This window comes from Caulobacter sp. BE254, assembly GCF_031457295.1.
In the GTDB taxonomy this organism is placed as follows: domain Bacteria; phylum Pseudomonadota; class Alphaproteobacteria; order Caulobacterales; family Caulobacteraceae; genus Caulobacter.
Genome location: NZ_JAVDWJ010000017.1, coordinates 64,613 through 89,052 on the forward strand (window position 1 = coordinate 64,613; position 24,440 = coordinate 89,052).

At 69.7% G+C, this 24,440-nt stretch carries 28 protein-coding genes; 15 read left to right on the forward strand and 13 right to left on the reverse strand.

Going from position 1 to position 24,440, the window contains the following annotated elements:
- Window positions 1-71 precede the first annotated feature (71 nt).
- Window positions 72-407, forward strand: a complete 336-nt coding sequence (locus tag J2X41_RS22460; protein WP_310086160.1) for a hypothetical protein — start codon at window positions 72-74, stop codon at window positions 405-407.
- On the opposite strand, the gene J2X41_RS22465 is transcribed toward J2X41_RS22460, so the two are convergent.
- From J2X41_RS22465 to J2X41_RS22480, 4 genes are all read right to left on the reverse strand, one after another.
- Complete coding sequence (locus J2X41_RS22465; RefSeq protein WP_310086162.1) at window positions 397-1,749, reverse strand: patatin-like phospholipase family protein; 1,353 nt, start codon at window positions 1,747-1,749, stop codon at window positions 397-399. The genes J2X41_RS22460 and J2X41_RS22465 overlap by 11 nt on opposite strands.
- A gap of 20 nt (window positions 1,750-1,769) precedes the next feature.
- Window positions 1,770-2,483, reverse strand: coding sequence for a hemolysin III family protein (locus J2X41_RS22470; protein WP_310086164.1), 714 nt, complete (start codon window positions 2,481-2,483; stop codon window positions 1,770-1,772).
- Between the two features lie 272 nt (window positions 2,484-2,755).
- The gene (locus tag J2X41_RS22475; RefSeq protein WP_310086167.1) at window positions 2,756-3,526 is read right to left on the reverse strand and encodes a sulfite exporter TauE/SafE family protein; all 771 of its coding nucleotides are present in this window, start codon (window positions 3,524-3,526) and stop codon (window positions 2,756-2,758) included.
- A gap of 84 nt (window positions 3,527-3,610) precedes the next feature.
- Window positions 3,611-4,222 (reverse strand): YceI family protein, encoded by a 612-nt coding sequence (locus J2X41_RS22480; protein WP_310086169.1) that lies wholly within the window; start codon window positions 4,220-4,222, stop codon window positions 3,611-3,613.
- Between the two features lie 252 nt (window positions 4,223-4,474).
- Between J2X41_RS22480 and J2X41_RS22485 the strand changes: the two genes are divergently transcribed.
- Window positions 4,475-5,404, forward strand: a complete 930-nt coding sequence (locus J2X41_RS22485) for a winged helix-turn-helix domain-containing protein (protein WP_310086172.1) — start codon at window positions 4,475-4,477, stop codon at window positions 5,402-5,404.
- Window positions 5,405-5,429: 25 nt separating this feature from the next.
- Here J2X41_RS22485 and J2X41_RS22490 read toward each other — a convergent pair whose 3' ends face one another.
- A complete protein-coding gene (locus tag J2X41_RS22490) occupies window positions 5,430-6,101 on the reverse strand; it encodes a glutathione S-transferase family protein (protein ID WP_310086175.1) in 672 nt (223 codons plus the stop codon).
- Window positions 6,102-6,237: 136 nt separating this feature from the next.
- Between J2X41_RS22490 and J2X41_RS22495 the strand changes: the two genes are divergently transcribed.
- Together J2X41_RS22495 and J2X41_RS22500 are read left to right on the forward strand one after the other, a co-directional pair.
- Complete coding sequence (locus J2X41_RS22495) at window positions 6,238-7,278, forward strand: ribonucleotide-diphosphate reductase subunit beta (RefSeq protein WP_310086177.1); 1,041 nt, start codon at window positions 6,238-6,240, stop codon at window positions 7,276-7,278.
- 85 nt (window positions 7,279-7,363) lie between these two features.
- The gene (locus tag J2X41_RS22500; protein ID WP_310086180.1) at window positions 7,364-8,236 is read left to right on the forward strand and encodes a 2-dehydropantoate 2-reductase; all 873 of its coding nucleotides are present in this window, start codon (window positions 7,364-7,366) and stop codon (window positions 8,234-8,236) included.
- Here J2X41_RS22500 and J2X41_RS22505 read toward each other — a convergent pair.
- The 3 genes from J2X41_RS22505 to J2X41_RS22515 all read right to left on the reverse strand — a co-directional run bounded on the left by J2X41_RS22505 (window position 8,226) and on the right by J2X41_RS22515 (window position 10,470).
- Window positions 8,226-8,621 carry a YidB family protein gene (locus J2X41_RS22505; protein WP_310086182.1) on the reverse strand — a complete coding sequence of 132 codons (396 nt, stop codon included), beginning with the start codon at window positions 8,619-8,621 and terminating at the stop codon, window positions 8,226-8,228. The genes J2X41_RS22500 and J2X41_RS22505 overlap by 11 nt on opposite strands.
- Window positions 8,622-8,709: 88 nt before the next feature.
- Window positions 8,710-9,129 carry a DUF6491 family protein gene (locus J2X41_RS22510; RefSeq protein ID WP_310086184.1) on the reverse strand — a complete coding sequence of 140 codons (420 nt, stop codon included), beginning with the start codon at window positions 9,127-9,129 and terminating at the stop codon, window positions 8,710-8,712.
- An 81-nt stretch (window positions 9,130-9,210) separates the two neighbouring features.
- Window positions 9,211-10,470, reverse strand: a complete 1,260-nt coding sequence (locus tag J2X41_RS22515; RefSeq protein WP_310086187.1) for a dicarboxylate/amino acid:cation symporter — start codon at window positions 10,468-10,470, stop codon at window positions 9,211-9,213.
- 208 nt (window positions 10,471-10,678) lie between these two features.
- On the opposite strand from J2X41_RS22515, the gene J2X41_RS22520 reads away from it, so the two are divergent.
- Window positions 10,679-12,133 carry an AMP nucleosidase gene (locus tag J2X41_RS22520; RefSeq protein WP_310086190.1) on the forward strand — a complete coding sequence of 485 codons (1,455 nt, stop codon included), beginning with the start codon at window positions 10,679-10,681 and terminating at the stop codon, window positions 12,131-12,133.
- A gap of 153 nt (window positions 12,134-12,286) precedes the next feature.
- Here the strand turns inward: J2X41_RS22520 and J2X41_RS22525 are convergent, their stop codons facing one another.
- Both J2X41_RS22525 and J2X41_RS22530 read right to left on the reverse strand, forming a co-directional pair.
- The gene (locus J2X41_RS22525) at window positions 12,287-12,520 is read right to left on the reverse strand and encodes a hypothetical protein (RefSeq protein ID WP_310086193.1); all 234 of its coding nucleotides are present in this window, start codon (window positions 12,518-12,520) and stop codon (window positions 12,287-12,289) included.
- Between the two features lie 11 nt (window positions 12,521-12,531).
- Window positions 12,532-12,957 carry an alpha/beta fold hydrolase gene (locus J2X41_RS22530; protein ID WP_310086195.1) on the reverse strand — a complete coding sequence of 142 codons (426 nt, stop codon included), beginning with the start codon at window positions 12,955-12,957 and terminating at the stop codon, window positions 12,532-12,534.
- A gap of 98 nt (window positions 12,958-13,055) precedes the next feature.
- Here J2X41_RS22530 and J2X41_RS22535 point away from each other — a divergent pair, with 98 nt between their 5' ends.
- The 5 genes from J2X41_RS22535 (at window position 13,056) to J2X41_RS22555 (ending at window position 18,420) form a co-directional block, all read left to right on the forward strand.
- Window positions 13,056-13,652 (forward strand): hypothetical protein, encoded by a 597-nt coding sequence (locus tag J2X41_RS22535; protein ID WP_310086197.1) that lies wholly within the window; start codon window positions 13,056-13,058, stop codon window positions 13,650-13,652.
- 41 nt (window positions 13,653-13,693) lie between these two features.
- Complete coding sequence (locus J2X41_RS22540; RefSeq protein ID WP_310086201.1) at window positions 13,694-14,467, forward strand: tyrosine-protein phosphatase; 774 nt, start codon at window positions 13,694-13,696, stop codon at window positions 14,465-14,467.
- Between the two features lie 311 nt (window positions 14,468-14,778).
- Complete coding sequence (locus tag J2X41_RS22545; RefSeq protein ID WP_310086203.1) at window positions 14,779-16,218, forward strand: MFS transporter; 1,440 nt, start codon at window positions 14,779-14,781, stop codon at window positions 16,216-16,218.
- 52 nt (window positions 16,219-16,270) lie between these two features.
- Window positions 16,271-17,623, forward strand: a complete 1,353-nt coding sequence (gene pabB, locus J2X41_RS22550) for an aminodeoxychorismate synthase, component I (protein ID WP_310086206.1) — start codon at window positions 16,271-16,273, stop codon at window positions 17,621-17,623.
- A complete protein-coding gene (locus J2X41_RS22555; protein ID WP_310086209.1) occupies window positions 17,620-18,420 on the forward strand; it encodes an aminotransferase class IV in 801 nt (266 codons plus the stop codon). Before pabB ends, J2X41_RS22555 begins: the two co-directional genes overlap by 4 nt.
- On the opposite strand, the gene J2X41_RS22560 is transcribed toward J2X41_RS22555, so the two are convergent.
- From J2X41_RS22560 to J2X41_RS22570, 3 genes are all read right to left on the reverse strand, one after another.
- The gene (locus tag J2X41_RS22560; RefSeq protein WP_310086212.1) at window positions 18,413-18,949 is read right to left on the reverse strand and encodes a pilus assembly protein; all 537 of its coding nucleotides are present in this window, start codon (window positions 18,947-18,949) and stop codon (window positions 18,413-18,415) included. The genes J2X41_RS22555 and J2X41_RS22560 overlap by 8 nt on opposite strands.
- Window positions 18,946-19,515 carry a pilus assembly protein gene (locus tag J2X41_RS22565; protein ID WP_310086216.1) on the reverse strand — a complete coding sequence of 190 codons (570 nt, stop codon included), beginning with the start codon at window positions 19,513-19,515 and terminating at the stop codon, window positions 18,946-18,948. Before J2X41_RS22565 ends, J2X41_RS22560 begins: the two co-directional genes overlap by 4 nt.
- Before the next feature lie 264 nt (window positions 19,516-19,779).
- A complete protein-coding gene (locus J2X41_RS22570) occupies window positions 19,780-20,196 on the reverse strand; it encodes a pilus assembly protein N-terminal domain-containing protein (RefSeq protein WP_310086219.1) in 417 nt (138 codons plus the stop codon).
- Between the two features lie 312 nt (window positions 20,197-20,508).
- Between J2X41_RS22570 and J2X41_RS22575 the strand changes: the two genes are divergently transcribed.
- From J2X41_RS22575 to J2X41_RS22595, 5 genes are all read left to right on the forward strand, one after another.
- The gene (locus J2X41_RS22575) at window positions 20,509-20,685 is read left to right on the forward strand and encodes a Flp family type IVb pilin (protein WP_310086222.1); all 177 of its coding nucleotides are present in this window, start codon (window positions 20,509-20,511) and stop codon (window positions 20,683-20,685) included.
- 76 nt (window positions 20,686-20,761) lie between these two features.
- Window positions 20,762-20,932: a Flp family type IVb pilin gene (locus tag J2X41_RS22580; protein WP_310086225.1), complete on the forward strand. Its 171-nt coding sequence runs from the start codon at window positions 20,762-20,764 to the stop codon at window positions 20,930-20,932.
- 142 nt (window positions 20,933-21,074) lie between these two features.
- Window positions 21,075-21,587, forward strand: coding sequence for a prepilin peptidase (locus J2X41_RS22585; protein WP_310086227.1), 513 nt, complete (start codon window positions 21,075-21,077; stop codon window positions 21,585-21,587).
- A gap of 200 nt (window positions 21,588-21,787) precedes the next feature.
- A complete protein-coding gene (cpaB, locus tag J2X41_RS22590; protein WP_310086230.1) occupies window positions 21,788-22,678 on the forward strand; it encodes a Flp pilus assembly protein CpaB in 891 nt (296 codons plus the stop codon).
- Window positions 22,675-24,438 (forward strand): type II and III secretion system protein family protein, encoded by a 1,764-nt coding sequence (locus tag J2X41_RS22595; RefSeq protein WP_310086232.1) that lies wholly within the window; start codon window positions 22,675-22,677, stop codon window positions 24,436-24,438. Before cpaB ends, J2X41_RS22595 begins: the two co-directional genes overlap by 4 nt.
- Window positions 24,439-24,440 lie beyond the last annotated feature (2 nt).

The following is a 24,440-nucleotide window of genomic DNA, read 5'->3' on the forward strand; positions in this document are numbered from 1 at the left end:
TCAGATCATGCAGCTAGCGCCCGTCCTCCACCGAGCCTTCAGCCGGGCCTCCAGCCGAGCCATCCAGCGTCATGAGCGATAGCGAGCCTCCTCGCCGCAAGATCCTGAGCCTGAAAAGCGGCGTCGCCGCGCCGGGCGGCCCGCCGCCGCTCGAGCGCATCCCGCGGCCGGCCGGCGCCAAGCGCGTCGTGCTGAGGGCTCCCGAGCCGCCGCAGCCCGCCCCGCCGCCGCCCACGGGCGACTTCAAGTGCAAGCCCTGCGGCGCGCGCTTCGACCCGCCGGCCGAGCTGGCCGATGAGGACTCGGTGCGCTGCCCGTCGTGCAACGCCCGCCTGGGCCTGGCCGCGGACTTCCGGGCCGATCCGCCGCGCGTCGAGAAGCTGCGCGCCCGCTACCTCAAGAAATAGGTTCTTCCCGTTCGACGCCGGGACCGACCGCCGGATTGGCCGCCGGATCGGCCGCCAGGTCGATGGGCGGCTCGTCCGGCGCGGCCAGGGCCGGCGTCAGGATCGGATCCTTGACTGTCTGACGCCGCGTCCCGGACTGGCGCTTGAACAGGCCGCGCCACAGGGGCTCGGGCGCCGGGATGGCGCTGGACCACAGCCGGCCGCTGATCGCCAGGGCCTCGGCGTCGTCGAAGGTCCGCCGCATGACCGCGGTCTCGAACTTCATCATGTTGAAATGCGAGAAGCTGGCCGGGATCGAGGCCGACCAGAGCGGCAGGTTGTGGCGGGCGCAGAAGCCGGCGGCCACGCTCAGCGCCTGGCGGTACGAAAACCGCAGCATGGTCTCGAAGCTGCGCCCCATGATCGAGGCCACCCCGGGCTGAGTGGTGAGGGGCGAGGGATCGAGCACGGTGTTGAAGATCACATAGACCCGGCCGCGCCGCAGCCGCTGGCCCAGCTCGCGCCAGCGCAGCAGGGCGTCGGGCATCAGGAACAGCGGCGCGGCGATGCCGCCGTCGGCGTGCATCTCCTGATAGTGGGTCACGCCGCCCTCGCCGTCAGGGGCCTCGACATCGATCAGCTTGGGCGGGAACAGGCCCGGCAGGGTGGCCGAGGCCACCAGCACGTCGCGGAACAGCCGCACGGCCGCCTCGCCGCCGCGGGTGGCGATCTCGCCCATGTCCCAGATCGTCGCCTTCTGGCTGTCGAGGTTGGTGGTGGCGATCAGCAGGCGCCGGCCGCGGGCGTGCTCGCCGGCGATGGCCTCGATCATCTCCAGATCGACGAACGGCGCGACCAGCCCGTCCAGAGAGTCGCCGCGGAACAGGCTGGGGCCCAGGGTCGGGCCCAGGCTCTTGAGGCTGAGCAGGTCGGCCGCGTGGCCGCCGACATAGGCCTCGGCCAGGCGGTCGTCCCAGGTCGGGCCGAGGAAGGCGAACGGCGCGATCAGGGCGCCGGTGCTGACGCCGGTGACGATGGCGAACCGCGGCCGCGTCCCGGCCTTGGTCAGGCCCACCAGGGCTCCGGCCCCGAACGCCCCGCCGGCCGCGCCGCCGGACAGGGCCAGGATGTTGAAGTCGTCGCGGCCCAGCAGCGGCCGCAGCGGGGCCAGGCGGTCGGCGACGCTGCGCAGGGCCTCGTCGGCCTCGTCGATGCTGAGCCGCACCCCGGGAAAGCCGGCGGCCTCGATGGTATTGTCAGCGTGGCCCAGCGGGGCGGGCAGGCGTTTGCCGCGCTGGGCGTTCGCCGCGCGGTCCCGGAAAAAGCTCTGGACGGTCTTCTTGGAGTCCGGCGGGGTGTTCAAGGCGCGTCCAACTTAACGGGTCAGGGGTGACCGCTCGAGGCCAGGACCACCCCGACCAGCACGGCGGCGTAATGCAGGCCGGCGCCGCCGATCACGTGACCGTGCCAGATCGCCCGCCGGAACTTCAGCCGCTTCATCAGATAGAACACCGTACCGGTCGAATAGATCACGCCGCCAAGCGCGAGCAGCAGCAGGGCCGCCCAGCCCATGCCGGCGATCATCGGCTTGATGGCCACCAGCACTAGCCACCCCAGGGCCAGGTACAGCCCGACCCAGAAACGCTTGTCCAGGCCCGGCAGGAACAGCTTGGCGGCGACGCCGATCCCGGCCACCGACCACACCGCCGTGGTCATGCCGATCGCCCACCAGCCGTGCAGGTTCTGGGTGGTGAACGGGGTGTAGGAGGCGGCGATCATGATGAAGATGCCGGCGTGGTCGAAGCGGCGCAGCAGCGGCCGCCAGCGGGCCTTGGCGAAGTTGTAGGCGGTCGACAGCGACAGCATGGTGATCAGGCCGACCGTGTAGACGGCGATGGCCGCCACCTGGCTCAGCGAGCCCAGCCCGAAGGCCAGGCCCAGCATGATGCCGCCGCCCAGCAGGGCGCAGGCCAGGCCGGCCAGGTGCACCACCAGGTCGGCGCGCTTGGCGCCCGGCGTCGGATAGTGGTTGGCCGCGACCGTCGCCGGAACCTGCGCCGCGGGCGTGGTCGGGATGATGCTGGTCGTCTCGGTCATGGCCCCACTCTACGCGCGATCGGTGACATATAAACGCCGATCATCGTGGCTGGGATAGGGCCGACGATGCATATTTCGCTCAGCCGGCCGTGCTCGCCGGTGAGAGCGCCGCGAAGTGGCGGAGGCCCAAACGCGTTGTCATCCCGGAAGCCTCGCAGAGGCTGTCCGGGATCCAGGGGACTGGGCGAATGCGGTGCGATTCACCTGGGTCCCGGACAAGCGCTGCGCGCTTTCCGGGATGACAACCTTGTGGGATCAGTTGCGTAAGAGCCTCAGCCCAGCAGGCCGTGGGCCCCGTCCCAGGCCAGCTTGGCCCCGACCGCGATCAGCAGGACATAGATCACCCGGTAGAAGCCCTCGGCCGGCACGCGGCGCACCAGCCAGACGCCGGCCCAGGTCGAGGCGAGGGCCAGGGGCAGCAGCACGGCCGCCGTGGTCAGCACCTGGGGCGTGAACTGGCCCAGGGCGACATAGGCCGGCACCTTCATCCAGTTGACCGTGGCGAAGAAGATGGCGCTGGTGCCGATGAACACGTCGCGCGGCAGGCGGCGGGGCAGGACATAGATCTGGAACGGCGGGCCGCCGGCGTGGGCGACCTGGCTGGTGAAGCCGGCGATCGCGCCGCACAGGGCGCCCAGCCAGGGCCGGCCCGGCCCGGCCTCGACCGCCTCGGCCGCCTTGACCGCCCGCTCGGCCCACAGGCGCTGCAGCGAGAAGGCGATCGAGATCAGCCCGATCGACAGCTCGACCGCCGCCACCGACACCCGGGCCGCCAGCAGCCAGCCGACGAAGACGCCGACCGCCGCGGCCGGCAGCATCAGGACCAGCAGGCCCCGGTCCCAGGTCCTGCGGAACGACCAGACGCTGACCACGTCCTGGGCCAGCAGGATCGGCAGGGTGATCGCCGCGGCCAATACCGGCGAGATGACCAGCGCCATCAGCGGCACGGCCACCACCCCGATCCCGGCGAACCCGCCCTTGGCCAGGCCCAGCAGGATCACCGCGGGCACGGCGACGGCGTAGAACAGCGGATCGGTCAGCATGGATAGGGCTTAGCAGGATCGCGGGCGATTTCCCAAGGACCTCGCCCGCTTACCCTGCGGCTACCTTCCCGGAAGGCAAAAGCCTCAGGTCTTCTTCTCGAAAGCCGCGCTGATGTCGATGGTCGTCGCGTCGCTGACCACGGGAACCCACTTGCCGATCCCGAAGTCCGAGCGGTTGATCCGGCCCTGGGCCTTGAAGCCGATGGTGAAGACCTTGGTGAAATGGTTGGGGCCCGCGCCGGTGAAGGTGGCGTCGAGCACGATCGGCTTGGTGACGCCGTGCAGGGTCAGGTCGCCGGCGACCTTGGCCGTCGTCGGTCCGGTGGGAGTCACCGAGGTCGAGACGAAACGCATCTGCGGATACTTGGCCGGGTCGAAGAAGGTCGAGGAGAGGAACTGGGCGTCCAGGTCCTTGTTGGTCGTCGAGACGGTGGCGATCGGCACGGAGACGTCGAGCTTGGCGTCGCCGAGCGACTTGGGATCGATCATCAGCGTCCCCTTGGCGCCGGGAAACGTGCCCCAGAATTCGCTGACACCCATGTGGATCGTGGCGTAGCGGACCAGCGTCTCCTTGGAGTCCACCGTGTAGGTCCCCGCCTGCACGTCTTCGGGCTTGAAGGGCGACTGGGCGCGGGCCGGGCCAACGACGGCGGCGATCGCCAGGGCGGCCGCGAGGCCAGGCAGCATTCGGGTCATTCAGGAGTCTCCAGGGTTGGACGCGTCTTGAGTCAAAGGCGCCGGCGGTTCGACGCAGCGCCTGGACAGGGCGCCGACCGCCGTCGCGGAGTCCTGAATGGCCGTCTGAAAAGCTCTGAAAACTTCCGTCGAGGGGAATTGGCGGTCGCGATCTTCGCCCCTGGCCCTTGACGTCGCCTGCGTTCGCGAGACCTTCACAGCTGACGCTTGAGGCGCTCGGGCCTGTTCGGAATTCGGAGTTTTCGCAGAACCATGAGCTCTCTCTCCGGATCCGCCTTCCGCGTCGGCGCCTGGTCGGTCGATCCCAGGTCCGGGCGGATCGCCCGCGACGGCGAGAGCCTGCGCGTCGACGACCGGTCCATGCGGCTCCTGGTCTGCCTGGCCGAGCACGCCGGGCGGACGGTCACCATCGACCAGCTTCTCGACGAGGTCTGGGCGGGCGCCGTGGTGTCCCAGGACTCCGTCTACCAGGCCGTCACCTCGCTCCGCCGCCTGCTCGGCGACGATCGCAAGGAGCCGGCCTATATCGCCACAGTGCCCCGCCAGGGCTACCGCCTGGTGGCCTCCGTCATGCCGGACGTCGGCCCGGCGACCGCCGCGCGGACGCCGCCGCCCCCGCGTCGTCGGCTCGGGCTGGTCGCCGGCTGCGCCGCGGTCGTGGCGGTGGCGGTGGGATTGGTCGTTCTGGGCCGGGGCAACACCGCCGATACGCTCCGGCCGCCGTCGCCCGCGGTTTCGCGGCAGCAGCCCCGACAGGCCTTGGCCGTCCTGCCGTTCCTCGACCTCACCAGCCAGGCCATGAACGAGGAGTATGTCGCCGACGGCGTGACCGAGGAATTGATCACCCGCCTGAGCCGCATGGACGGATGGCGGGTGAGCGCGCCCACCGACTCCTTCGCGCTGAAGGGCAAGACGCTGACTGTGGCGCAGACGGCGACGGCGCTGGACGTCGACTATCTGGTCGACGGCAGCCTGCGCAGGTCCGGCGACACCCTGCGGATCTCGGCGCGCGTCGTGCGCGCGGCCGATGGTTCGGTGGTTTGGTCGCAGAGCTATGACCGCTCGTCGCGCGATCTTCTGCAGGTGCAGGACGACATCGCCGGAGAGGTGGCCGAGGCGCTGGGACGATGCTGCCAGGGCCAGCCGCAGCCGTCGCGCGCGACGCCGGCGGCCGTTCCATAGCTCTCCGCGGCGTCCGTGCTGACGCCTATCCCGCCGCCCCCTGACTCTCCCAGCCCTCGACGAACGGAAACCGTTCGGCCCAGAAGTCGGCCAGCCTCAGATCGGCGTCCACCCGCCGGACCACCTCGCTCATCTTCGGCGCCACCTCGTAGAACCGCTTGCGCCGCGGCCCCCAGCGGCTGACCACGGCGACATAGAGGTCGAGCACGGTCAGGTCGTCGCCCAGCAGGTAGCGGCCGGGATCGAGTTGGCTCTCCATCATGCCCCAGCATGCGGCGATACGGTCGGCGGTCGCGGCCTTGATCCGGGCCTGGACCTCCGGATCGGGTCCCCCCAGGCGCGAGGGATCGTCGCGCACCCAGAACAGCGAATAGATCGAGGCCGGCACGAACACCATCCAGCGCAGGAACTGGCCGCGCAGGGGCGAATCGGGCGACGGAGCCAGCCGCGCCTGCGGAAAGCGGTCGGCCAGCCAGATCAGGATGGCGGCGCTCTCGGTGATCGTCTCGCCGTCGGGCGTGACCAGGGCCGGGATCTGGCGAAGCGGGTTGACGCCGGCCACCTTGGCCTGCTGGGCCGCGCCCTCCCAGGTGGGCGCCTCGACGATGTCGTAGGGCTGCCCCAGCAGGGTCAAAGTCGCTTCGACCGGCACGGACCCCGAGCCAAGCGCGCCATAGATGGTGTAAGCTTGATTCATCTTTCGTTACCCAATCTACCCACAACATGTTGTGTGCTGCGACGTCGTGACCACTAGATGATCCCGACGGCTGCGGTACCAAGAGACTCTAGACCGTCCGTCCGATTCGCGTCCGCCTGCCCTGGAGCCGTCCTCGATGTCCGCCAAGCTGATCACCACGCCCGGCCTGCTGACCCCCTCCGGCGCCTACAAGCCCTTCCGCTATCCGTGGGCCCACGACTTCTGGAAGAAGCAGCAGCAGGTCCACTGGATGCCCGAGGAAGTGCCGCTGGGCGAGGACCTCAAGGACTGGGCCGTCAAGCTGAACGACAAGGAACGGAACCTGCTGACGCAGATCTTCCGCTTCTTCACCCAGAGCGACGTCGAGGTCGCCGACAACTACATGGAGCGCTACGGCCGGGTGTTCAAACCCACCGAAGTGAAGATGATGCTGTCGTCGTTCGCCAATATGGAGACCATCCATATCGCGGCCTACGCCCTGCTGCTGGAAACCATCGGCATGCCGGAGAGCGAATTCGGCGCGTTCATGGAATACCAGGCCATGCGCGACAAGCATGACTTCATGCAGAAGTTCGGCGTCGACTCCAACGCCGACATCGCCCGCACCCTGGCCATGTTCGGCGGCTTCACCGAGGGCCTGCAGCTGTTCGCCTCGTTCGCGATGCTGATGAACTTCCCGCGCTTCAACAAGATGAAGGGCATGGGCCAGATCGTCTCGTGGTCGATCCGCGACGAGAGCCTGCACTGCGAAGGCATCATCAAGCTGTACCACACGTTCAACAAGGAGACCGGGGCGGTCACCAAGGCCGTGGCCGACGACATCGTCGACTGCTGCAAGACGGTGGTCACCATGGAGGACGCCTTCATCGACCTGGCCTTCGAGCAGGGCGACGTGCAGGGCATGACCCCGGACGACATCAAGCAATATATCCGGTTCATCGCCGACTGGCGCCTGCGCCAGCTGGCCTTGCCGGAGGTCTACGGCGTGAAGGAAAACCCGCTGCCCTGGCTGCAGTCGCTGCTGTCGGGCGTGGAGCACGCCAACTTCTTCGAGGCCCGGGCCACCGAATATTCCAAGGCGGCCACCCGGGGCCAATGGCACGGCGCGGAAGGCGTGTGGTCGAGCTTCGAGACCATGCTGCAGAAGCGCTCCGAGAACACCCTGCCGGCGGAATAGAACAGCCACAAGAAGCAGGGATAACCGGGGATAACATGCCGCCGCCCTCGAAAGAGGGCGGCGTTTCTTTGTCTGGAGTGGTGCGATGCGGATAGCGGTGATCGGTCCGGGGGCGGTGGGCGGCGTGGTCGCCGCCTGGCTGGCCCAGAACCCCGGCCTGGCGGTCGAGGTCTGCGCGCGCACCGCGTTCGACCGGCTGGAGGTCGAGACCCCGGACGGGCCGCTGACGGCCAACCCGCGCGTGCTGACCGCTCCGGACCAGGCGTCCGTCGTCGACTGGGCGATCGTCACCACCAAGACCTATGACGCGGCCGCGACCGGCGACTGGCTGGCCCGGCTGGTCGGGCCGGACACCCGGGTGGCGGTGCTGCAGAACGGCGTCGAGCACATCGAGCGCTTCACGCCCTATGTTCCCGCCGAGCGGATCACCCCGGCGGTCGTCGACATCCCGGCCGAACGCAGTGCGCCCGGCCGCGTGCGCCAGCGACGGAACGGCGCGATCCTGGTCCCGGAGGGCGCGGCGGGCGAGGCCTTCGCGGCCCTGTTCGCCCACACGCCGATCGCCGTCTCGACCACCGCGGACTTCAGGACCGCCGCCTGGAGGAAGCTGGCCCTCAACTGCGCCGGGGCGGTCAACGCCCTGACCCTGCAGCCGGCCGGCGTGGCCCGGCGCGAGCCGATCGCCGACATCATGCGGGCCCTGGTCGGCGAATGCGTGGCGGTGGGCCGGGCCGAGGGCGCGGACCTGCCGGACGACCTGCCGTCGAGCGTGGTCGAAGGCTACCGCGCCGCCCCGGTCGACGGGATCAATTCCCTGCACGCCGACCGCGCCGCCGGCCGGCCGATGGAGCTGGACGCCCGCAACGGCGTGATCGTGCGGCTGGGCGCGCGGCACGGGATCGCCACGCCGGTCAATGCGATGATGGCAGCCCTGCTGGAGGCGGCGGCTACGTCTTGAGGAAGCCGCCCAACAGGTCGCCGACCGCGCCGCCCAGGCCCTCGGTCGGCAGCTGACCGCCGGGGGTCAGGCGATCGACCAGGCCCGGCAGCAGCTCGGCCAGCTTGGCCGCGCCGACCTGCGGATCGACGCCCAGCTTCTCGGCGAACTGGCCGATCGCGCCCGAGCCGAGCACGGCCTGGATCTGTTCGGCCGAGATCGGGTGGTTGGCCCCGGTGGAAACCCAGGACTGGGCGATCTCGCCGAGGCCGCCCTTCTGGAACGCTTCGACGAGACCGCTGACCCCGCCGGCCGCGCCCTGGCTGGCGATGGTCTCGACCAGGCTCGAAAGGTCGCCGCCGCCATGGCCGCCGACGGCGCCCATCAGATTATCCAGCAAGCTCATGCGACTCTCTCCGGCTGACGGGCGTCCGGAAGCGGGCGCCAGGGAAATCCAAGGTCCGACCGTGAGCGGGTCGCGATGACGCGCGCCTCTACGGCCGGTCCTTCTTCGGGATGGCGGCGACCTGGTCGGCCGAGAGCTTGGTGATCGACTTGGCCATGATCGGCATGGCGAAGCCGAAGCCGTCGGACACCCGCAGGTCCAGGTCCATCGGATGGCAGACCTGGTCGATGCCGCGGACCACCGACACCAGGTGCACGCCGGGCGAGGTCAGCTGGCTGGTGCCGTGCGACAGCTCCACCTGGTAGACATCGCGGTTGCGCACCTTCAGATACAGCGTGTCGCGGTCAGGCGCGCTCCAGCCGTCCCAGTCGGACAGGTAGAAGCAAGTTCGGGCCGGCTTGGCGACAGCCTTGGCGTCGTCGGGCGCGTTGGCGGCCAGGGCCGGCGCCGAGGCGGCCAGGAGCGCCGTCGTCAGCAGGCCTGCCCGGATCATGGATTTGACGTTCATGGCGGTCTTCCTAACCGATGTCCCTCGGGGGAAGAGATTGGTCTTCTCCCCCCCGAAGTCAATCGGTCGCGCTTGGCGGCCTCAGGCCTTGGCGGGCTCGGCTTCGGGCTCCGGATCGTCCAGCTCGCCCTCCCACTTGGCGACCACGGCGGCGGCGACGGAGTTGCCGACCACGTTGGTGGCGCTGCGGCCCATGTCCAGCAGGTGGTCGACGCCCAGCACCAGGGCGATCCAGGCCTCGGGCAGGCCGAAATAGGTCAGGGTGGCCATGATCACCACCAGCGAGGCGCGCGGCACCCCGGCGATGCCCTTGGAGGTCACCATCAGCAGCAGGAGCATGAAGATCTGCTGCTGGATCGACAGATGCACGCCGTGGGCCTGCAGGATGAACATGGTGGCGAAGGTGCAGTACAGCATCGAGCCGTCGAGGTTGAACGAATAGCCCAGCGGCAGGACGAACGAGACGATGCGGCGGCGAATGCCCAGCTTGGGCAGGGCGTCGAGGATGCGCGGATAGGCGGCTTCGGAGCTGGCGGTCGAGAAGGCCAGCAGGGCCGGCTCGCGGATGGTCGCGAACAGCGGCAGGGCTCGCTTGCCCAGCACGACGAAGGCGGCCAGGAACAGCAGCAGCCACAGGGTGGCCATGGTGGCGTAGAAGCCGATCACGAACTTGCCGTAGACCAGCAGCATCGAGATGCCCTGGTCGGCGATGGTCGAGGCCAGGGCGCAGAAGATCGCCAGCGGGGCCAGCTTCATCACGAAACCGGTGACCTTCAGCATGATCTGGGCGCCCTGTTCGGCCAGCTCCAGGATGTGCGGGGCCTTGTTGTCCAGCGAGGCGACGGCCGTGCCGACGAACAGGCTGAAGACCACGATCTGCAGGATCTCGTTCTTGGCCAAGGCGTCGAAGATCGAGGTCGGCACCAGGTGGGTCAGGAAGGCCTGCAGGGTGAAGGTCTCGGTCGAGGCGGCGGGGGCGTTGGCCGCGGCGTTGGTCGCCTCGTTCAGCACCAGGCCCGCGCCGGGATGCAGCAGGTGCACCATCAAAAGGCCCAGCAGCAGCGACACGGCCGAGGCGCTGATGAACCAGCCCATGGTCTTGGCGCCGATCCGGCCGACGGCCGCGGCGTCCTCCATGTGAGCGATGCCGGCCACCAGGGTGGTGAAGACCAGCGGGGCGATGATCATCTTGATCAGTCGCAGGAACAGGTCGGTCCCCATCTTGAACCACTTGACCGCCTCGGCGGTCTGGGCCGGGTCGAGATACTGGTTGCAGGCCCAGCCCACCAGGATCCCCAGGACCATGGCGGCGATGATCAGGAAGGCGAAACGTCGATTCATGGGTTCCCCAGTGGCTCCCCCCTCGAGCGCGGACGCTCGAGCGCTTTGGTGTCGTCACGGGGGTGAGGCTTTCCGCTTCGCGCCGCCGCTCAGGTCGTTGCGACCCTTGTGGCCGACGAAATCGGCTTCGTCCATGCCCCAGCGCCCCTGGCGAGCCCACTTGCGGCCTTAGCCTAGAAAAGCCCGCGGAACGCTGATATAGGGCGCCATGTCAAACCAAGAAAAAGCAATCGCCGCGGTCGAGCGGCTCAATCAAGAATACGAACGCGCCGTCGACGCCCTGCGGACCGCGCTTCGCGCCTATCTCGAACATGGAACCCGGCCCGACCCGCAAACGCGGTTCGACGGCACGTTCGCCTATCCCGAGCTGCGGCTGATCTACGATCCCGAGGCCCTGCCGCCCAAGCTGGCGCGGTCCTACGCCCGGGTCAGCCGGCCCGGCGTCTACGCCACCACGATCACCAAGCCCAATCAGTTCCGCGACTATCTGGTCGAGCAGCTGACCCTGCTGATGAACGACTTCCAGGTCGAGATCGAGATCGACCGGTCCAGCCAGGAGATCCCCTATCCCTACGTGCTGGACGCGACGATCGACCTGAACCAGGCCGACGTCCGCAGCGAGGACATCGCCCGCTTCTTCCCGACCACGGACCTGGCCTTCATCGGCGACGAGATCGCCGACGGGGTCTGGAACCCGGCCATGGAGGAGAACCGGCCGCTGGCCCTGTTCGACGGTCTGCGCACCGACTTCTCTCTGGCCCGCCTCAAGCACTACACCGGCGCGCCGGCCGAGCACGTGCAGCAGTTCATCCTGTTCACCAACTACCACCGCTATGTCGACGAGTTCGTGCGCTGGGGCATCGAGCAGCTGGGCCAGGAGGGCAGTCCTTACGAGGCGCTGTCGTGCTCGGGCGGGCTGATGATCACCGCCAACACCGCCAATCCCGAACTGGCGGTGGCCGAGTCGACCTGGCGCAAGCACCAGATGCCGGCCTACCACCTGATGGCCCCCGGCGGCCGGGGCATCACCCTGGTCAATATCGGCGTCGGGCCCTCAAACGCCAAGACCATCTGCGACCACCTGGCGGTGCTGCGTCCGCAGGCCTGGCTGATGATCGGCCACTGCGGCGGCCTGCGCGACACCCAGACCATTGGCGACTACGTGCTGGCCCACGCCTATCTGCGCGACGACCACGTGCTGGACGCCGTGCTGCCGCCCGAGATCCCGGTGCCGTCGATCGCCGAGGTCCAGCGCGCCCTCTACGACGCCTCCAAGGCGATCAGCGGCGACAGCGGCGACCAGCTGAAGAAGCGCCTGCGGACGGGCACGGTGGTCACCACCGACGACCGCAATTGGGAACTGCGCCACAGCCTGTCGGCCCTGCGCTTCAACCAGAGCCGGGCCGTGGCCATCGACATGGAATCGGCGACCATCGCCGCCCAGGGCTACCGCTTCCGGGTGCCATACGGGACGCTGCTGTGCGTGTCGGACAAGCCCCTGCACGGCGAGATCAAGCTGCCCGGCCAGGCCAACGCCTTCTACGAGCGGGCGATCAGCCAGCACCTGCAGATCGGGATCCTGACCTGCAAACTGCTGCTGGAGGAAGGCCCGAACCTGCACTCGCGCAAACTGCGCGCCTTCGACGAGCCGCCGTTCCGGTGACGTCGCCAAACTCGATCCTCCCCCTGTGGGGGAGGTGTCGGCGAAGCCGACGGAGGGGGGCGTGATCGGCCGATAGCCGCATCCAGGGTCGATGATCCAAAAACTCCCCCCACCGATCGCTGCGCGATCGCCTCCCCCACAGGGGGAGGTTCTTTATTGAGCGGCCTCCAGAAACCCCACGATCGCCTCCGCCAGCGCCGGCTCCATCACCGCGCTCAGGTGATCGCCCGGGACCCGGACCGCGCGGGCGTCGGCCATCATCGCCGCCAGCGCCTCGGCCGAGCCGTTGTCGTCGTCGCGCTGCCCGGCCACGACCAGGGTCGGAACGTCGATCGCCGCGATCTCGTCGGCCGAGGTGGCGGCGAACGAGGCCAGGCCCCCCAGCATGGCCTCCGGCTTCAACCCGCCGGCCGCGCCCCGGCCGCCATCAGCCCGCGCTCGCCCATGCCGGCCAGGACCAGCTTGCGCGGCCGGGCCCCGCGCACCGCCATCCGCACCGCCGTGCGCGCGCCCAGCGAATAGCCGACCAGGTCGTAGTCGCTCAGGTGCAGGTGGGCGATCAGCGCCTCCTGGTCCATGGCCAGCACGTCGCGCGGCCAGGCGGCCGGGTCGGTCGGGGCGTCCGAGCGGCCATGACCCCGCAGGTCGGGCGCGATCACCCGCCGGCCGGCGGCGGCCACGGCGGCGGCGATCCCGGGCAGGAACCAATTGGCCTCGGCGCTGGCCAGGAAGCCGTGCAGCAGCAGCGTCGGCCAGCCCTCCCCGAGCGTGCGGTAGCCGATGGAGACGCCGTCGAAGCTCTGGAAGCGGTGCAGGTCGGTCATGGCGGCAGCTTGGCGCCGCTCGCCCGCCAAGGTCCAGGTTCTTGACGGCGCGAGGCTCCCGTCGCAACTTGAGGTGGTTCGAGTTGCGGAGCGCGTCCATGTCCCTGAAGGTTCTCGTCAAGGCCCTCGCCGCCACGGCCGCGCTCGTCGCGGCCTGCGCCCCGGCCAACGCGTCGCCCGTCGTCTACGCCGACGGCCTGAAGGTCTTCCAGGACGTCTGCGTCACGCCGGACTCGCACGCCGAGATCCTGCGCGCCGCGCGCGCCACCGGCTGGGACAGGCTCGCGGACGAGGCCGTGCCGGCCGTGGTGCGGGGCAACGGCATGGTCGGCCTGCAAGATGTCCGCCAAGGCCAAGTCGGCGGGACTCCGGTGCTGGTCGCGGTCGGCGACCTGGGCGGCACGTCGTTCTGCCGGATCTATTTCCGCCCCGTCGCGCCGGCGGCCATGATCCAGCGCCTCAGCGCCGAGTCGGTGCTGGGCGCCCCGCTGGGCCCGTCGGACTTCGACGGGCCGATGAACTTCCCGGCGGGCTGGAAGGCGACGGGTTGGCACGTCAGCCGGCAGTCGCAGTGGCGCGCCGTCCACTATAGCTACGATCCCGATGGCCAAGGTCCGAACGCGGCCTGGCAGTCCATCGAGATCACCCGGGCGATCCGGCCGGTGAAGGTCAAGGGCCTTCCGACCTTCGGCTAGCCGTCTCGCTTTCGTCACCGCGCGGCGCTAACAAGCCGGCCATGACCCGTCATATCGTTCTGCAAGGCGTCGAGAACTTCCGCGATTTCGGCGACTACGCCACCGGCGCGGGCCGGCTGAAGAAGGGCCTGCTGTTCCGCGCCGCCCACCAGGCCCAGGCCACCGACGACGACCTCGTGGCCATGGCGGCCCTGGGGGTCGTGACGATCGTCGACCTGCGCCGGCCCAACGAACGCCAGCGCGATCCGTCGCGGCGCTGGCAGGACTTCGCCGCCGAGGTGATCGACAACGACCTGGGCGTGACGGGCGAGGATCCCTGGCACGCCTTCCTGCGGGGATCGGACCTGTCGGTGGGCTCGATCCGCGGCTATCTGGTCGAGTACTACCGCCGCGCGCCGTTCGCCGAGCGGCACCTGGACCTGTTCCGCCGCTACTTCCAGGCCCTGGCCGCGGCGCGCGGCCCGGTGCTGATTCACTGCGCGGCGGGCAAGGACCGCACCGGCCTGCTGGCCGCCCTGACCCACCACGTGGCGGGGGTGAGCGACGACGACCTGGTCGACGACTACCTGCTGACCAATGACGAGGCGCGCTTCGCCCGGCGAGGGCCGGTGTTCGCCGACCTGCTCGAGGCCGAGCTGGGCCGCCGCCCGTCCGACGCGGCCGTGCGCGCGGCCATGGGCGTCGAGGCCGACTACCTGGCCGCCGCGATCGCCGAGATCAAGGCCCGCCACGGCTCGCTCGACGGCTATCTGGAGCAGGCGGTCGGGCTGGATGCGAAGGGCCGCGATGCGGTGCGGGGGCATATTCTGCTCTGATCGCGTACTTCGTCCGCGCCCGCAAATAATGAACTCGTCATTCCGGGCCTTGTGCCCGGAACCCCTCGCTTAGCTGACGGTGCGTCGCCTTGGCGCGCTGGCGCGCCACACCACTGCACCTGCGGCGGAAGGAGGGGTTCCGGGCACAAGGCCCGGAATGACGATCAAGAGGGGGAGCGTGGAGGGCGACAAGGCCAGGCGCGCCTAGGGCTTGGTCCGCGCATTCCCCCGTGACAAACGCTCGTTTCAAAGCCACGCTCGCCCCCAAGTCGCCGCGCCAGACGGCGACCTTGTGAACAGGGTGGAACAGCATGAGTGAGGTCTCGGCCGCCGCGGCGGTCCCAGCGGAGGGCGAACCGATGGCCCCGCTGAAGTCGGGCCTGCCGCGCGGCGCCCTCGCCTGGATCCTGCAGCAGGGCGCGCGCGACCCCTATGTGATCCTGATCACCATCTACATCTTCTCGCCCTACTTCTCGCGGGTGCTGGTCGGCGATCCGGTGGCGGGCCAGGCCCTGGTGGCCAACATCTCCACGACCTACGGCCTGCTGACCGCCCTGACCGCGCCGCTGCTGGGGGCGATGATCGAGCAGTACGGACCGCGCAAGCCGATGCTGGGCGGGGTGCTGGCGGTGATGGTCCCGGCCCTGGTCGCCCTGTGGTGGGCCATGCCGGCCGGCGGCCTGCCGCTGATGGCGACCAGCGCCCTGCTGATCGTGCTGGGCCTGGTCTACAACTGGGGCGACGTGCTGAGCAATTCGCTGCTGGGCCGGGCCGCCGGCGACGTCCCGGGCCGCGCCGCCCTGATCTCGGGCCTGGGCTATGCGGTGGCCAACGGCCTGTCGGTGGCCCTGCTGATCTTCATGCTGTGGGGCATGGTGCTGCCCGGCCAGGTCGACTGGCCCGGCGTGCCGCACGCGCCGCTGTTCGGCCTGGACCCGGCCCGGAACGAGCCCAGCCGGATCTCCGGTCCGATGGCCGCGGCCGTGATGCTGCTGGGCGCGATCCCGTTCTTCCTGTGGACCCCCGACGCCGCCCGCACCGGCCGCAGCTGGATGGCCAGCCTGCGGGCGGGGGTCGGCCTGCTGCGCGACATCTTCGCCAATCTGCGCGGCCACCGCGACGTCGCCCTCTTCCTGGGCGCGCGCATGCTCTACAACGACGGCATGACTGCCCTGCTGGTGTTCGGCGGACTGCTGGCGGCGGGCCTGATGAAGTGGGGCGCGCTGGAGATGCTGGCCTACGGCATCTCGCTCAGCGTCTTCGGGGTGATCGGCGGCCTGGTGGCCCCCTGGTTCGACCGGGTCCTGGGGCCGCGCAAGGCGGTGCAGATCGAGATCGCCGGCTCGCTGGCGGTGCTGGTGGCGACCCTGGGCATGGGCCGCGAGAAGATCCTCTATTTCTGGACCTACGACCCCGCCGCCCACGCGCCGATCTGGAACGGGCCGCTGTTCCGCACCGCGCCCGAGCTGATCTATCTGGGCCTGGGGCTGCTGATCGCGGTGTTCGTCACCGCCCAGTACGCGTCCAGCCGCACCCTGCTGATCCGCCTGTGCCCGGCCGACAAGACCGCCGCCTTCTTCGGGCTGTACGCCCTGTCGGGGACCGCCACGGTGTGGCTGGGCTCGCTGCTGGTGGCCGTGGCCACCGCGATCTTCAAGAGCCAGGTCGGCGGCTTCCTGCCCATCGCCGCGCTGCTGGGGCTAGGGTTCTGCGGTCTGTTCCTGGTGCGCGGCGGCGACCCGGAGACCTGATCCGACGCGCGAAGTCATAGCCTCGGGGCGCGGGGGGCGGTATCACCCGCCGATGCGTCACGTCGTCCTCATCAGCGCCCCCTGGCGCGACCCGGTCTGGGCCGCGGCCCCGTGGCGGGACGAGCCCTTCGCCTGCGCGATGATCTCCGGCGGCCAGGCGGGGCGATGGTCCTACCTGCTGCGCGAGCCGGACGCCACGCTGACGGTGACCCCCGAGGATCCCCGCGACCCGTTCGCCGCCTTGGCCGAACTGGTCGGGCCGTCCCAGGCCGTGGACCCCGAGGGCCCGCCGTTCCAGGGCGGCGTCGTGGGCCTAGCCGCCTACGAACTGGGCGACCGGGTCGAGCGCCTGGGCCTGCCGCGCACCGGCTGGCCCGACCTGGCCTGCGCCCGCTATCCGGCCCTGCTGGCCTTCGACCACCTGCAGCGCCAGGTGCTGGCGATCGGCCGCGGCGGCTCGCAGAGCTTCGCCCGGGCCCGGGCCGAGGCGGCCCTCGGCTGGCTGGACGCCGCTTCGTCCGCCCCGCATGACGGCCCGCTGTGCGAGGCGCTGAGCGCCAGCGACGGCGAGGCCTACGAGGCGGCGGTGGCCCAGGTGGTCGAGCGCATCGTCGGCGGCGAGATCTTCCAGGCCAACATCGCCCGCGCCTGGACCGGCCGACTGGTCGCCCCGGCCCATCCGTTCGACCTGTTCGCCCGCCTGCGCGCCGACAGCCCCGCGCCCTTCTCGGCCTATCTGCGCCTGCCGGGCCGGGCCCTGGTGTCCAACTCGCCGGAACGGTTCCTGAAGGTCGCCGCCAAGGACGGGGCGGACGACCTGACCATCGAGACGCGGCCGATCAAGGGCACCCGTCCGCGTGGCGCCGACCCGGCCGAGGACGCACTGCTGATCGCCGAGCTGTCGGCCAGCGCCAAGGACCGGGCCGAGAACCTGATGATCGTCGACCTGATGCGCAACGACCTGGCGCGGGTCAGCCCGCCCGGCAGCGTCGCGGTTCCCGAGCTGTTCAAGGTCGAGACCTTCGCCAACGTCCATCACCTGGTCTCGACGGTGACCGGCAAGCTGGCGCCGGGCCTGGCGGCGGCCGACCTGCTGCGCGCGGCCTTCCCGCCCGGCTCGATCACCGGCGCCCCCAAGGTCCAGGCCATGAAGGTCATCGCCGAGCTGGAGACGCCGCGCGGGCCCTATTGCGGCTCGCTGTTCTGGGCCGGGGTCGACGGGGCGCTGGAGTCCAGCGTGCTGATCCGCACCGTCGGGCTTGAACAGGACCAGGAGGGTTGGCGTTTGGAAGCCAGGGCCGGGGCCGGCGTGGTGGCCGACAGCGACCCGCACGCCGAGCGCCTGGAGACCGAAGCCAAGTTCGCCGCCCTGCGCCGGGCCCTGATGGAGCCGCCTCGCGGATGACCGACACCCTGGACGCCTTCCCGCTGGACGATCGCGGCCTGCTGCTGGGCGACGGCCTGTTCGAGACCCTGCTGTGGACTGGCGGCGGCTTGCCCCACCTCGACGCCCACCTGGCCCGCATGGCGGCCGGCTGCGAGACCCTGGCCCTGCCGGCCTTCGACCTGGACGAGGCCCGAGCGCTGTGCCTGGCCGCGCCGGACCAGGCGGGGCTGGGCGAGGCCCGCGCCGCCGTGCGCCTGACCCTGACAGCCGGATCCGGCGGCCGGGGGCTGGACCGTCCGGCCGCGCCCGTACTCCGCCTGATAGCGACGGCCGCCGCCGCGCCGCTCGTGACGACGCCGGTCGACCTGGTCCTGGCCAAGACCCGCCGCAACGAGGGCTCGCCCGCGACCCGGCTGAAGACCCTGTCCTATGTCGACAACGTCCTGGCCCGGGCCGAAGCCAAGGCGGCGGGGGCCGACGAGGCGGTGATGCGCAACAATCGCGGCGACCTGGCCTGCGCCGGGGCGGCCAACCTGTTCTGGATCGCGGGCGGCTCGCTGTTCACCCCGGCCCTGCATTGCGGCGTGCTGGACGGCCTGGCCCGGCGGCGGGCGATGGCCGCGGCGCGGGCGCTGGACGTCGAGGTCCACGAGGTGGCCAGCGGCGCCGAGGCCCTGGACGCGGCCGAGGCGGTGTTCCTGACCAACAGCCTGATCGGCGTGCGGCCGGCGCGGCGCTTCGAGGGCGAGACCTTCGGGCCCCATGCGCTGGTCGAGCGCCTGCGCGAGGCGCTGCGCGACCCGTCAGCTACTTGACGCGCGTCACCTGCTCGGAAAGCCGCGGCTTCAAGTAGTAGGTGCGGCGGAAGGTCAGCGCCTGCGGGATCATGAACTTGAACACCGAATTGTACTCGTAGCTGGCCTTGCTCATGATCACGCTCTTGCCGGCGGGCAGCACGCTGACGGGAATGTCGAGCACGTCATTGCGCGCGGGGCAGTCGACCGGCGCGTTGGAGGGGTCCGACCAGGCGACCACGTCCTTGCCGTTGGCGTCGGAGACGATGCTGACCAGGCACAGCCGCAGGGTCGAGGTCGGGAACGGCGACATCAGCACATTACCGACGCTGAACAGGTCGGCGACGCGGGCGTCGGTCAGCTGCTGGTCGCGGGCCACAACGTCGCCGATCGAGGCGGCCAGGTGGCTCAGGCGCCGCTGGGCCAGCATCGCCTGGGTCATCTCGGCCATGCCGAAGTAGAAGATGATCAGCACCGGCGCGATCAAGGCGAATTCAACGGCCGAGACGCCGCGGCGATCGCGCCAGAACCGGAAGAGACGGCGGGTCATGTGCATTTGATCGGGACTGGCGTTTCGGAATAGGGCTCGTTGGCGAACACCGCCGCGAACGTGATCCGGCGGTCGCCGGGCGTACCGCCGACCGCCTCCTGCAGCAGCGGGGTGATCAGCGGCCACTTGTAGTAGCCGCGCACCAGCACGATCGACCTGGGGCCGCCGGGATCGAAGCAGGTCTTGCCGTCCGCGGGCGGCGGCAGGTTGGCGGTCTGGGCGAACGAGGGCAGGACGCGGACGTCGAGGACGAGCGAGGTGGCGCACGATGCGCCCAGCCAGGACATTTCGCCGCACACCGCGGTTTTGAAGGTCGCGATGTCGCCGTTGTTGGCCTGCAGCGCTCCGGTGCGGATCGTGCGGTCGACATTGGCCAGGGCGTTCTCCAGGCTCATCGAGACCAGGAACGTCAGGCCCAGCTCGATGATCGCGAACACCAGGAGGAGAAAGGGAATGGCCACCAAGGCGAACTCGACCGCCGCCGCGCCGTCGTCGGCGCGGGCGAAGCGGCGCAGCAGGCCCAGGCGGGCCAGAAGCTGGCGATGGTGTCGGGCTTGGTCGGCCATGGCGGCGTCCGCGTCAGCGCCTTCGGGAACGGCAGGCGGCGCAATCTAGGCCACGCCTCCCTAATCAGGGGTTTAGAGACCCTGGAACAAGCCGCGCGATGCTCTAGGGGCTGTGGACGGGATGATCTTGGGCCGAATTCCTCGTCCTTCGACAGGCTCAGGATGAGGAATTCTACTGAACTGCCCTATAAAGTAGCCCTCATCCTGAGCCTGTCGAAGGACGAGGGCGGCCCACGGCCGCCAGACGCCTAACTGTCCACAGCTCTAGGGGGTCGGCGCGGCGCCGCCGGCCGGCGCGGCCGTGGTGGTGTTCAGCAGGGAGCAGCGATCGCCGCAGGCATAGGTCGCGGCGCTGACGCCGCGCTGGACGACGACGGCCTGGGTCGGGACGTTGGAGACCACTACGTCCCGGTCGGCCAGGGCCCGTCCGTGGGCGTCGAAGACCAGGACGGTCGTGGCGCCGGCCTTCTTGCCCAGCACCACCAGGGTCCGCTCGTTGACCAGGCTGACGTCGGCCACAGTCGGGTCGCCCACCACGATGTCGCGCGCCGGCGCGGACAACATGATGCGCACGGCGGCGCCGGCGCTGACCGAGAGCGGCGCGGACGGGCTTTCGGCGGCGGCGACCGTGGCGACGGAGAGGCTCAGACCGGCGCAGAAGGCGAGAGTCAGGCGGCGCATGAAGATGTCTTTCCAGGCTTTGTACGCGGCCAGCATGCCCTGGAATGGTCAATAAAGAACTAAGTTCACGGCTTGTGTATTCTTTCCGACACTTGAGAAAACGTTGCCGCGTAAGGGATTTTTGCACCTCTCTATATGTCGTAGTTAAGGAAAGATAATGGTAAACTAAAATAAACCTAGGAAAAAACTGAGGAAACCATCGCCTGTTTACTGGACATTAAGCGAGGTCGGCGAAATTGATCGTGTTTTCGGGGGTGAGCAAGTCGACACGGCTTGAGAGCCCAGATCCACTTACTGACCAGGAGATCCACCATGTCGAAGTTTGTCACCCGCTTCCTGAAAGACGAATCCGGCGCCACCGCCATCGAGTACGGCCTGATCATCGCCTTGATCGCAGTCGTGATCGCCACCATCGTCACCACCCTGGGCGGCAGCCTGACGACCGCCTTCGATAAGGCCAACACCGCCGTCAATGGTGGCGCCAAGTAAGCCGCCTACACTCGAAAAAGGAGGCCTCGGCAGCAATGCCGGGGCCTTTTTTGTCCCTGGATCGAGGAACCTCAGCATGTCGAAGTTCATCTCCCGCTTCCTCGACGACGAAGCCGGAGCCACGGCCATCGAGTATGGGCTGATCATCACGATGATCGCCGTCGTGATCGCCAGCGTCGTGGGCGTGCTCGGCGGTCACGTGAAAGATGCGTTCCAAAAAGGCGACGACATCTTCAAGGCCAGCTAGGCCCCCGGTTTTCCGAAAGGCGGCCCGCGTCCGCCGGCCGAGCCTTGAGATTCTGGTCCGCGGGCCGGATTTTCGTCGGCCGGGAAACCATTGCTTCATGCGGTGCGCGCAGACTGGCGTCGATCAAACAGGCAAGGCCGCCATGCAGACCTTTCAGTTCGCCCTGCTGCTTCTCTTCCCCGCGCTGGTCGTCGTGGCCGCGCTGAAGGACGTCGCCAGCTACACGATCCCCAACTGGATCTCCCTGGCCCTGATCGTCGCCTTCCTTCCCGTGGCCCTGATCAGCGGCGCGTCCCTGACGGCCGCGGGCGCCTGCCTGGCCGCCGGCGTGGTCGCCCTGCTGGTCGGCATGGGCATGTTCGCCGCCGGCTGGATCGGCGGCGGCGACGCCAAGCTGTTCGCGGCGGCCGTCCTGTGGCTGGGCTGGCCCGCGGCCCTGCCGTTCATGCTGGTGACCGGCATGGCCGGCGGGGCTTTGACCCTGGGCATCCTCAGCCTGCGCTCGGGCTGGTTCGAACCGGTCCTGGCCGGCAGCCCCGCCTGGATCCGCAAGCTGGGCGCCCCCGGCGGCGACATTCCCTACGGCGTGGCCATCGCGATCGGAGCCCTGGCGACCTTCCCGCAAGGGGCCCTGGCCCTGGCCATCGGCGCCTAGCGTCTCAGCGATCCTCGCGAAGGACGCCCCGCGTCAGCCTGTCGCGCCGCCAGGCCGCCTTTCGAAGCGGCGCCTTTAGCCGCTGTTAACCATGGGGGCGCGAACATCGGACGCGGCCAGAAGGGTCGTCCCGACGATTCGTGCGTGCCCGCCTGAAGGCGGCTCGCCCCGCCTGCATCCCCGTCGCTAGAGCCCGCCGCATGAATCCTCTTCGCGCCATGATCGTCCTGGTCGCCGCCGTCGCGGCCATCGGCCTGGCCGTGGTCATGCAGAAGGTGATGGGCGGCAAGCCCGCGCCCGCCCCGATCGTCCAGACCTCCGCCCCGTCCGCCAAGCCCATGACCCAGGTTCTGGTCGCCAAGCGCGACCTGGCCATCGGCGACCGCCTGGCCGCCGGCGACGTCGACTGGCAGCCCTGGCCGTCCGACGCCGTCAACGCGGCCTTCATCACCAACGGCGCGGCCGACCCCGTCCCGACCAAGGCGACCGCCAAGGCGGCCAAGGCCGTGGGCGACGCGGCGGGAACGATGATCGGCGGCGTCACGCCCGAGAAGGCCGTCGAGGGCGCGATCGTGCGCGACCCGATCCTGGCCGGCGAACCCATCACCCCCCGCAAGATCGTCCGCGGCGGCGAAGGCGGCTACCTGTCGGTGGTCCTGGGCCCCGGCAAGCGCGCCATGGCCATGCCCGTCACCTCCGAGACCGCCGTCGGCGGCTTCATCCTGCCCGGCGACCGGGTCGACGTCATCCAGACCCGCGAGGCGCAGAGCGTCGGCGAAGGTGAAGGGGCCGCCGCCAAGCAGACGGTCGCCGAGACCATCGTCCAGAACGTCCGCGTGCTGGCCCTGGACCAGAGCACGGCGGCCGAGAAGGACGCCAAGACCATCGTCGCCTCCACCGCCACGCTCGAGGTCGGTCCGGCCGAGGCCGAGGCCCTGGCCCGGGCCAAGGCCAGCGGCCCGGTGACCCTGACCCTGCGCGCCTATACCGACCTGGGCGGCCCCTCCGGCCTCGCGGTCGCCTCGCAAGATTCCACCGTCGTCCGCATCAACCGCGGCGGCCAGACCTCCAGCATCTCGGTCCGCCCATGATCCGCCGGCTTTCTTCCGCCTCGCTGGCGGCCCTCCTGGTCCTGGCGCCGTCGACCGCCGTCCTCGCCGACGGCCCGGCGGCCGGCACCCATCTGTATCAGACGCCGGCCCGCATGGCGCCGCGTCCCATGACGGCCCCGATCATGGCGGCGCCCGCCGACCAGGTGCTGCGCGTCGACCTGACCAGCTCGGGCGCCCAGAGCCTGGCCCTGTCGCGCGGCAAGTCGGCGATCATCGAGCTGCCGGTCGACGTGCGCGACATGCTGGTGACCAACCCGGCCGTGGCCGACGCGGTGCTGCGCGGCCCGCGTCGGATCTATGTCATGGGCATGGCCCTGGGCTCGACCGACGCGGTGTTCTTCGACGCCTCGGGTCGCAAGATCCTCAGCCTGGCGATCCGCGTCGAGCAGGACTCCACGGCGCTGGAGGACACCCTGCGTCGCGTGCTGCCCAACGCCAGCATCCAGGTGCAGGCGATCCGCGACAGCGTGATCCTGACCGGTTCGGTCGCCAATACCGGCGAGGCGGGCATGGCCTCGCAGATCGCCAGCAAGTTCGTCGAAAAGCCCGACGACGTGCTGAACATGCTGACCATCGCCGGCAAGGACCAGGTGATGCTCAAGGTCCGCATCGTCGAGGTCCAGCGCAACGTGATCAAGCAGCTGGGCGTCTCGACCGACCTGCTGTTCAACGACGGCTTCAAGAGTTACAGCCTGGGTCGCTCGAACACCTTCGGCGTCAACGGCGCGCTGGTGGGCGGCGGCGGCGCCTGCTACGGGCGCGACAACATCCGCACGACGAATGTCGCCAATACCGCCACGTCGAATGGCAGCAGCAGCTCGTCATCAACCAACAACACCAACAGCACGAGTACTTCGGCGGACTGGACCGGCAGCCTGGGCCAGGTGTCCAGGACCGTCTACGACATCAACGGTAGGCCGGTGACGGTCCTGGCGGATCAGACGGGCGTCCTCCATCAGGTCAACGGCAGCACGACCGGCTCGACCACCGGCTTGTCGAGCGTGCTCAGCAGCGTGGCCAGCACCGCCTTCAAGACGGTGACCGGCAACAAGCTCAGCGGCTGTCTGCAGGCCTTCGAGCGCGTGGGCTTGTTGCACACCCTGGCCGAACCCAACCTGACCGTGGTGTCGGGCGAGGCCGGCAAGTTCCTGGTCGGCGGCGAGTTTCCGGTGCCCGTGGCCCAGGACTCCAGCGGCCGGATCTCGCTGGAGTTCAAGCCTTACGGCGTGGGCCTGGGCTACACGCCCGTGGTGATGTCGGGCGGCCGCATCTCGCTGAAGCTGTCCACGGAAGTCTCCGAGCTGACCAGCCTGGGCGCCTTCACCCTGGGCGGCAGCACCAGCGGCGGCAATCTCAGCGTGCCCGGCCTGACGGTCCGGCGGGCCGAGACCACGGTCGAGCTGCCGTCGGGCGGCTCGTTGATGATCGCCGGCCTGCTGCAGCAGACCACCAAGCAGAACGTCGACTCGCTGCCGGGCATGACCAACCTGCCGATCCTCGGCTCGCTGTTCCGTTCGCGCGACTATCTGAACGGCGAGACCGAACTGGTCGTCATCATCACCCCCTACATCGTCGACCCGACCCGCCCGCAGGACCTGCAGACCCCGGCCGACGGCCTGCAGACGGCCAGCGACATGAGCACGGTCCTGCTGGGGCGGCTGAACAAGGTGGTCAAGGCGCCGATCGGCGCGAACAGCGGGCGCGCCTATCAGGGCCCCGTCGGCTATGTGATCGAGTGAGA

Excerpts from the sequence above, each read along its gene's own strand:
- J2X41_RS22460 (WP_310086160.1), top strand. The coding sequence starts at position 72 with ATGAGCGATAGCGAGCCTCCTCGCCGCAAGATCCTGAGCCTGAAAAGC.
- J2X41_RS22470 (WP_310086164.1), bottom strand. The coding sequence starts at position 2,483 with ATGACCGAGACGACCAGCATCATCCCGACCACGCCCGCGGCGCAGGTT.
- J2X41_RS22475 (WP_310086167.1), bottom strand. The coding sequence starts at position 3,526 with ATGCTGACCGATCCGCTGTTCTACGCCGTCGCCGTGCCCGCGGTGATC.
- J2X41_RS22480 (WP_310086169.1), bottom strand. The coding sequence starts at position 4,222 with ATGACCCGAATGCTGCCTGGCCTCGCGGCCGCCCTGGCGATCGCCGCC.
- J2X41_RS22485 (WP_310086172.1), top strand. The coding sequence starts at position 4,475 with ATGAGCTCTCTCTCCGGATCCGCCTTCCGCGTCGGCGCCTGGTCGGTC.
- J2X41_RS22490 (WP_310086175.1), bottom strand. The coding sequence starts at position 6,101 with ATGAATCAAGCTTACACCATCTATGGCGCGCTTGGCTCGGGGTCCGTG.
- J2X41_RS22495 (WP_310086177.1), top strand. The coding sequence starts at position 6,238 with ATGTCCGCCAAGCTGATCACCACGCCCGGCCTGCTGACCCCCTCCGGC.
- J2X41_RS22500 (WP_310086180.1), top strand. The coding sequence starts at position 7,364 with ATGCGGATAGCGGTGATCGGTCCGGGGGCGGTGGGCGGCGTGGTCGCC.
- J2X41_RS22505 (WP_310086182.1), bottom strand. The coding sequence starts at position 8,621 with ATGAGCTTGCTGGATAATCTGATGGGCGCCGTCGGCGGCCATGGCGGC.
- J2X41_RS22510 (WP_310086184.1), bottom strand. The coding sequence starts at position 9,129 with ATGAACGTCAAATCCATGATCCGGGCAGGCCTGCTGACGACGGCGCTC.
- J2X41_RS22515 (WP_310086187.1), bottom strand. The coding sequence starts at position 10,470 with ATGAATCGACGTTTCGCCTTCCTGATCATCGCCGCCATGGTCCTGGGG.
- J2X41_RS22520 (WP_310086190.1), top strand. The coding sequence starts at position 10,679 with ATGTCAAACCAAGAAAAAGCAATCGCCGCGGTCGAGCGGCTCAATCAA.
- J2X41_RS22525 (WP_310086193.1), bottom strand. The coding sequence starts at position 12,520 with ATGCTGGGGGGCCTGGCCTCGTTCGCCGCCACCTCGGCCGACGAGATC.
- J2X41_RS22530 (WP_310086195.1), bottom strand. The coding sequence starts at position 12,957 with ATGACCGACCTGCACCGCTTCCAGAGCTTCGACGGCGTCTCCATCGGC.
- J2X41_RS22535 (WP_310086197.1), top strand. The coding sequence starts at position 13,056 with ATGTCCCTGAAGGTTCTCGTCAAGGCCCTCGCCGCCACGGCCGCGCTC.
- J2X41_RS22540 (WP_310086201.1), top strand. The coding sequence starts at position 13,694 with ATGACCCGTCATATCGTTCTGCAAGGCGTCGAGAACTTCCGCGATTTC.
- J2X41_RS22545 (WP_310086203.1), top strand. The coding sequence starts at position 14,779 with ATGAGTGAGGTCTCGGCCGCCGCGGCGGTCCCAGCGGAGGGCGAACCG.
- pabB (WP_310086206.1), top strand. The coding sequence starts at position 16,271 with ATGCGTCACGTCGTCCTCATCAGCGCCCCCTGGCGCGACCCGGTCTGG.
- J2X41_RS22555 (WP_310086209.1), top strand. The coding sequence starts at position 17,620 with ATGACCGACACCCTGGACGCCTTCCCGCTGGACGATCGCGGCCTGCTG.
- J2X41_RS22560 (WP_310086212.1), bottom strand. The coding sequence starts at position 18,949 with ATGACCCGCCGTCTCTTCCGGTTCTGGCGCGATCGCCGCGGCGTCTCG.
- J2X41_RS22565 (WP_310086216.1), bottom strand. The coding sequence starts at position 19,515 with ATGGCCGACCAAGCCCGACACCATCGCCAGCTTCTGGCCCGCCTGGGC.
- J2X41_RS22570 (WP_310086219.1), bottom strand. The coding sequence starts at position 20,196 with ATGCGCCGCCTGACTCTCGCCTTCTGCGCCGGTCTGAGCCTCTCCGTC.
- J2X41_RS22575 (WP_310086222.1), top strand. The coding sequence starts at position 20,509 with ATGTCGAAGTTTGTCACCCGCTTCCTGAAAGACGAATCCGGCGCCACC.
- J2X41_RS22580 (WP_310086225.1), top strand. The coding sequence starts at position 20,762 with ATGTCGAAGTTCATCTCCCGCTTCCTCGACGACGAAGCCGGAGCCACG.
- J2X41_RS22585 (WP_310086227.1), top strand. The coding sequence starts at position 21,075 with ATGCAGACCTTTCAGTTCGCCCTGCTGCTTCTCTTCCCCGCGCTGGTC.
- cpaB (WP_310086230.1), top strand. The coding sequence starts at position 21,788 with ATGAATCCTCTTCGCGCCATGATCGTCCTGGTCGCCGCCGTCGCGGCC.
- J2X41_RS22595 (WP_310086232.1), top strand. The coding sequence starts at position 22,675 with ATGATCCGCCGGCTTTCTTCCGCCTCGCTGGCGGCCCTCCTGGTCCTG.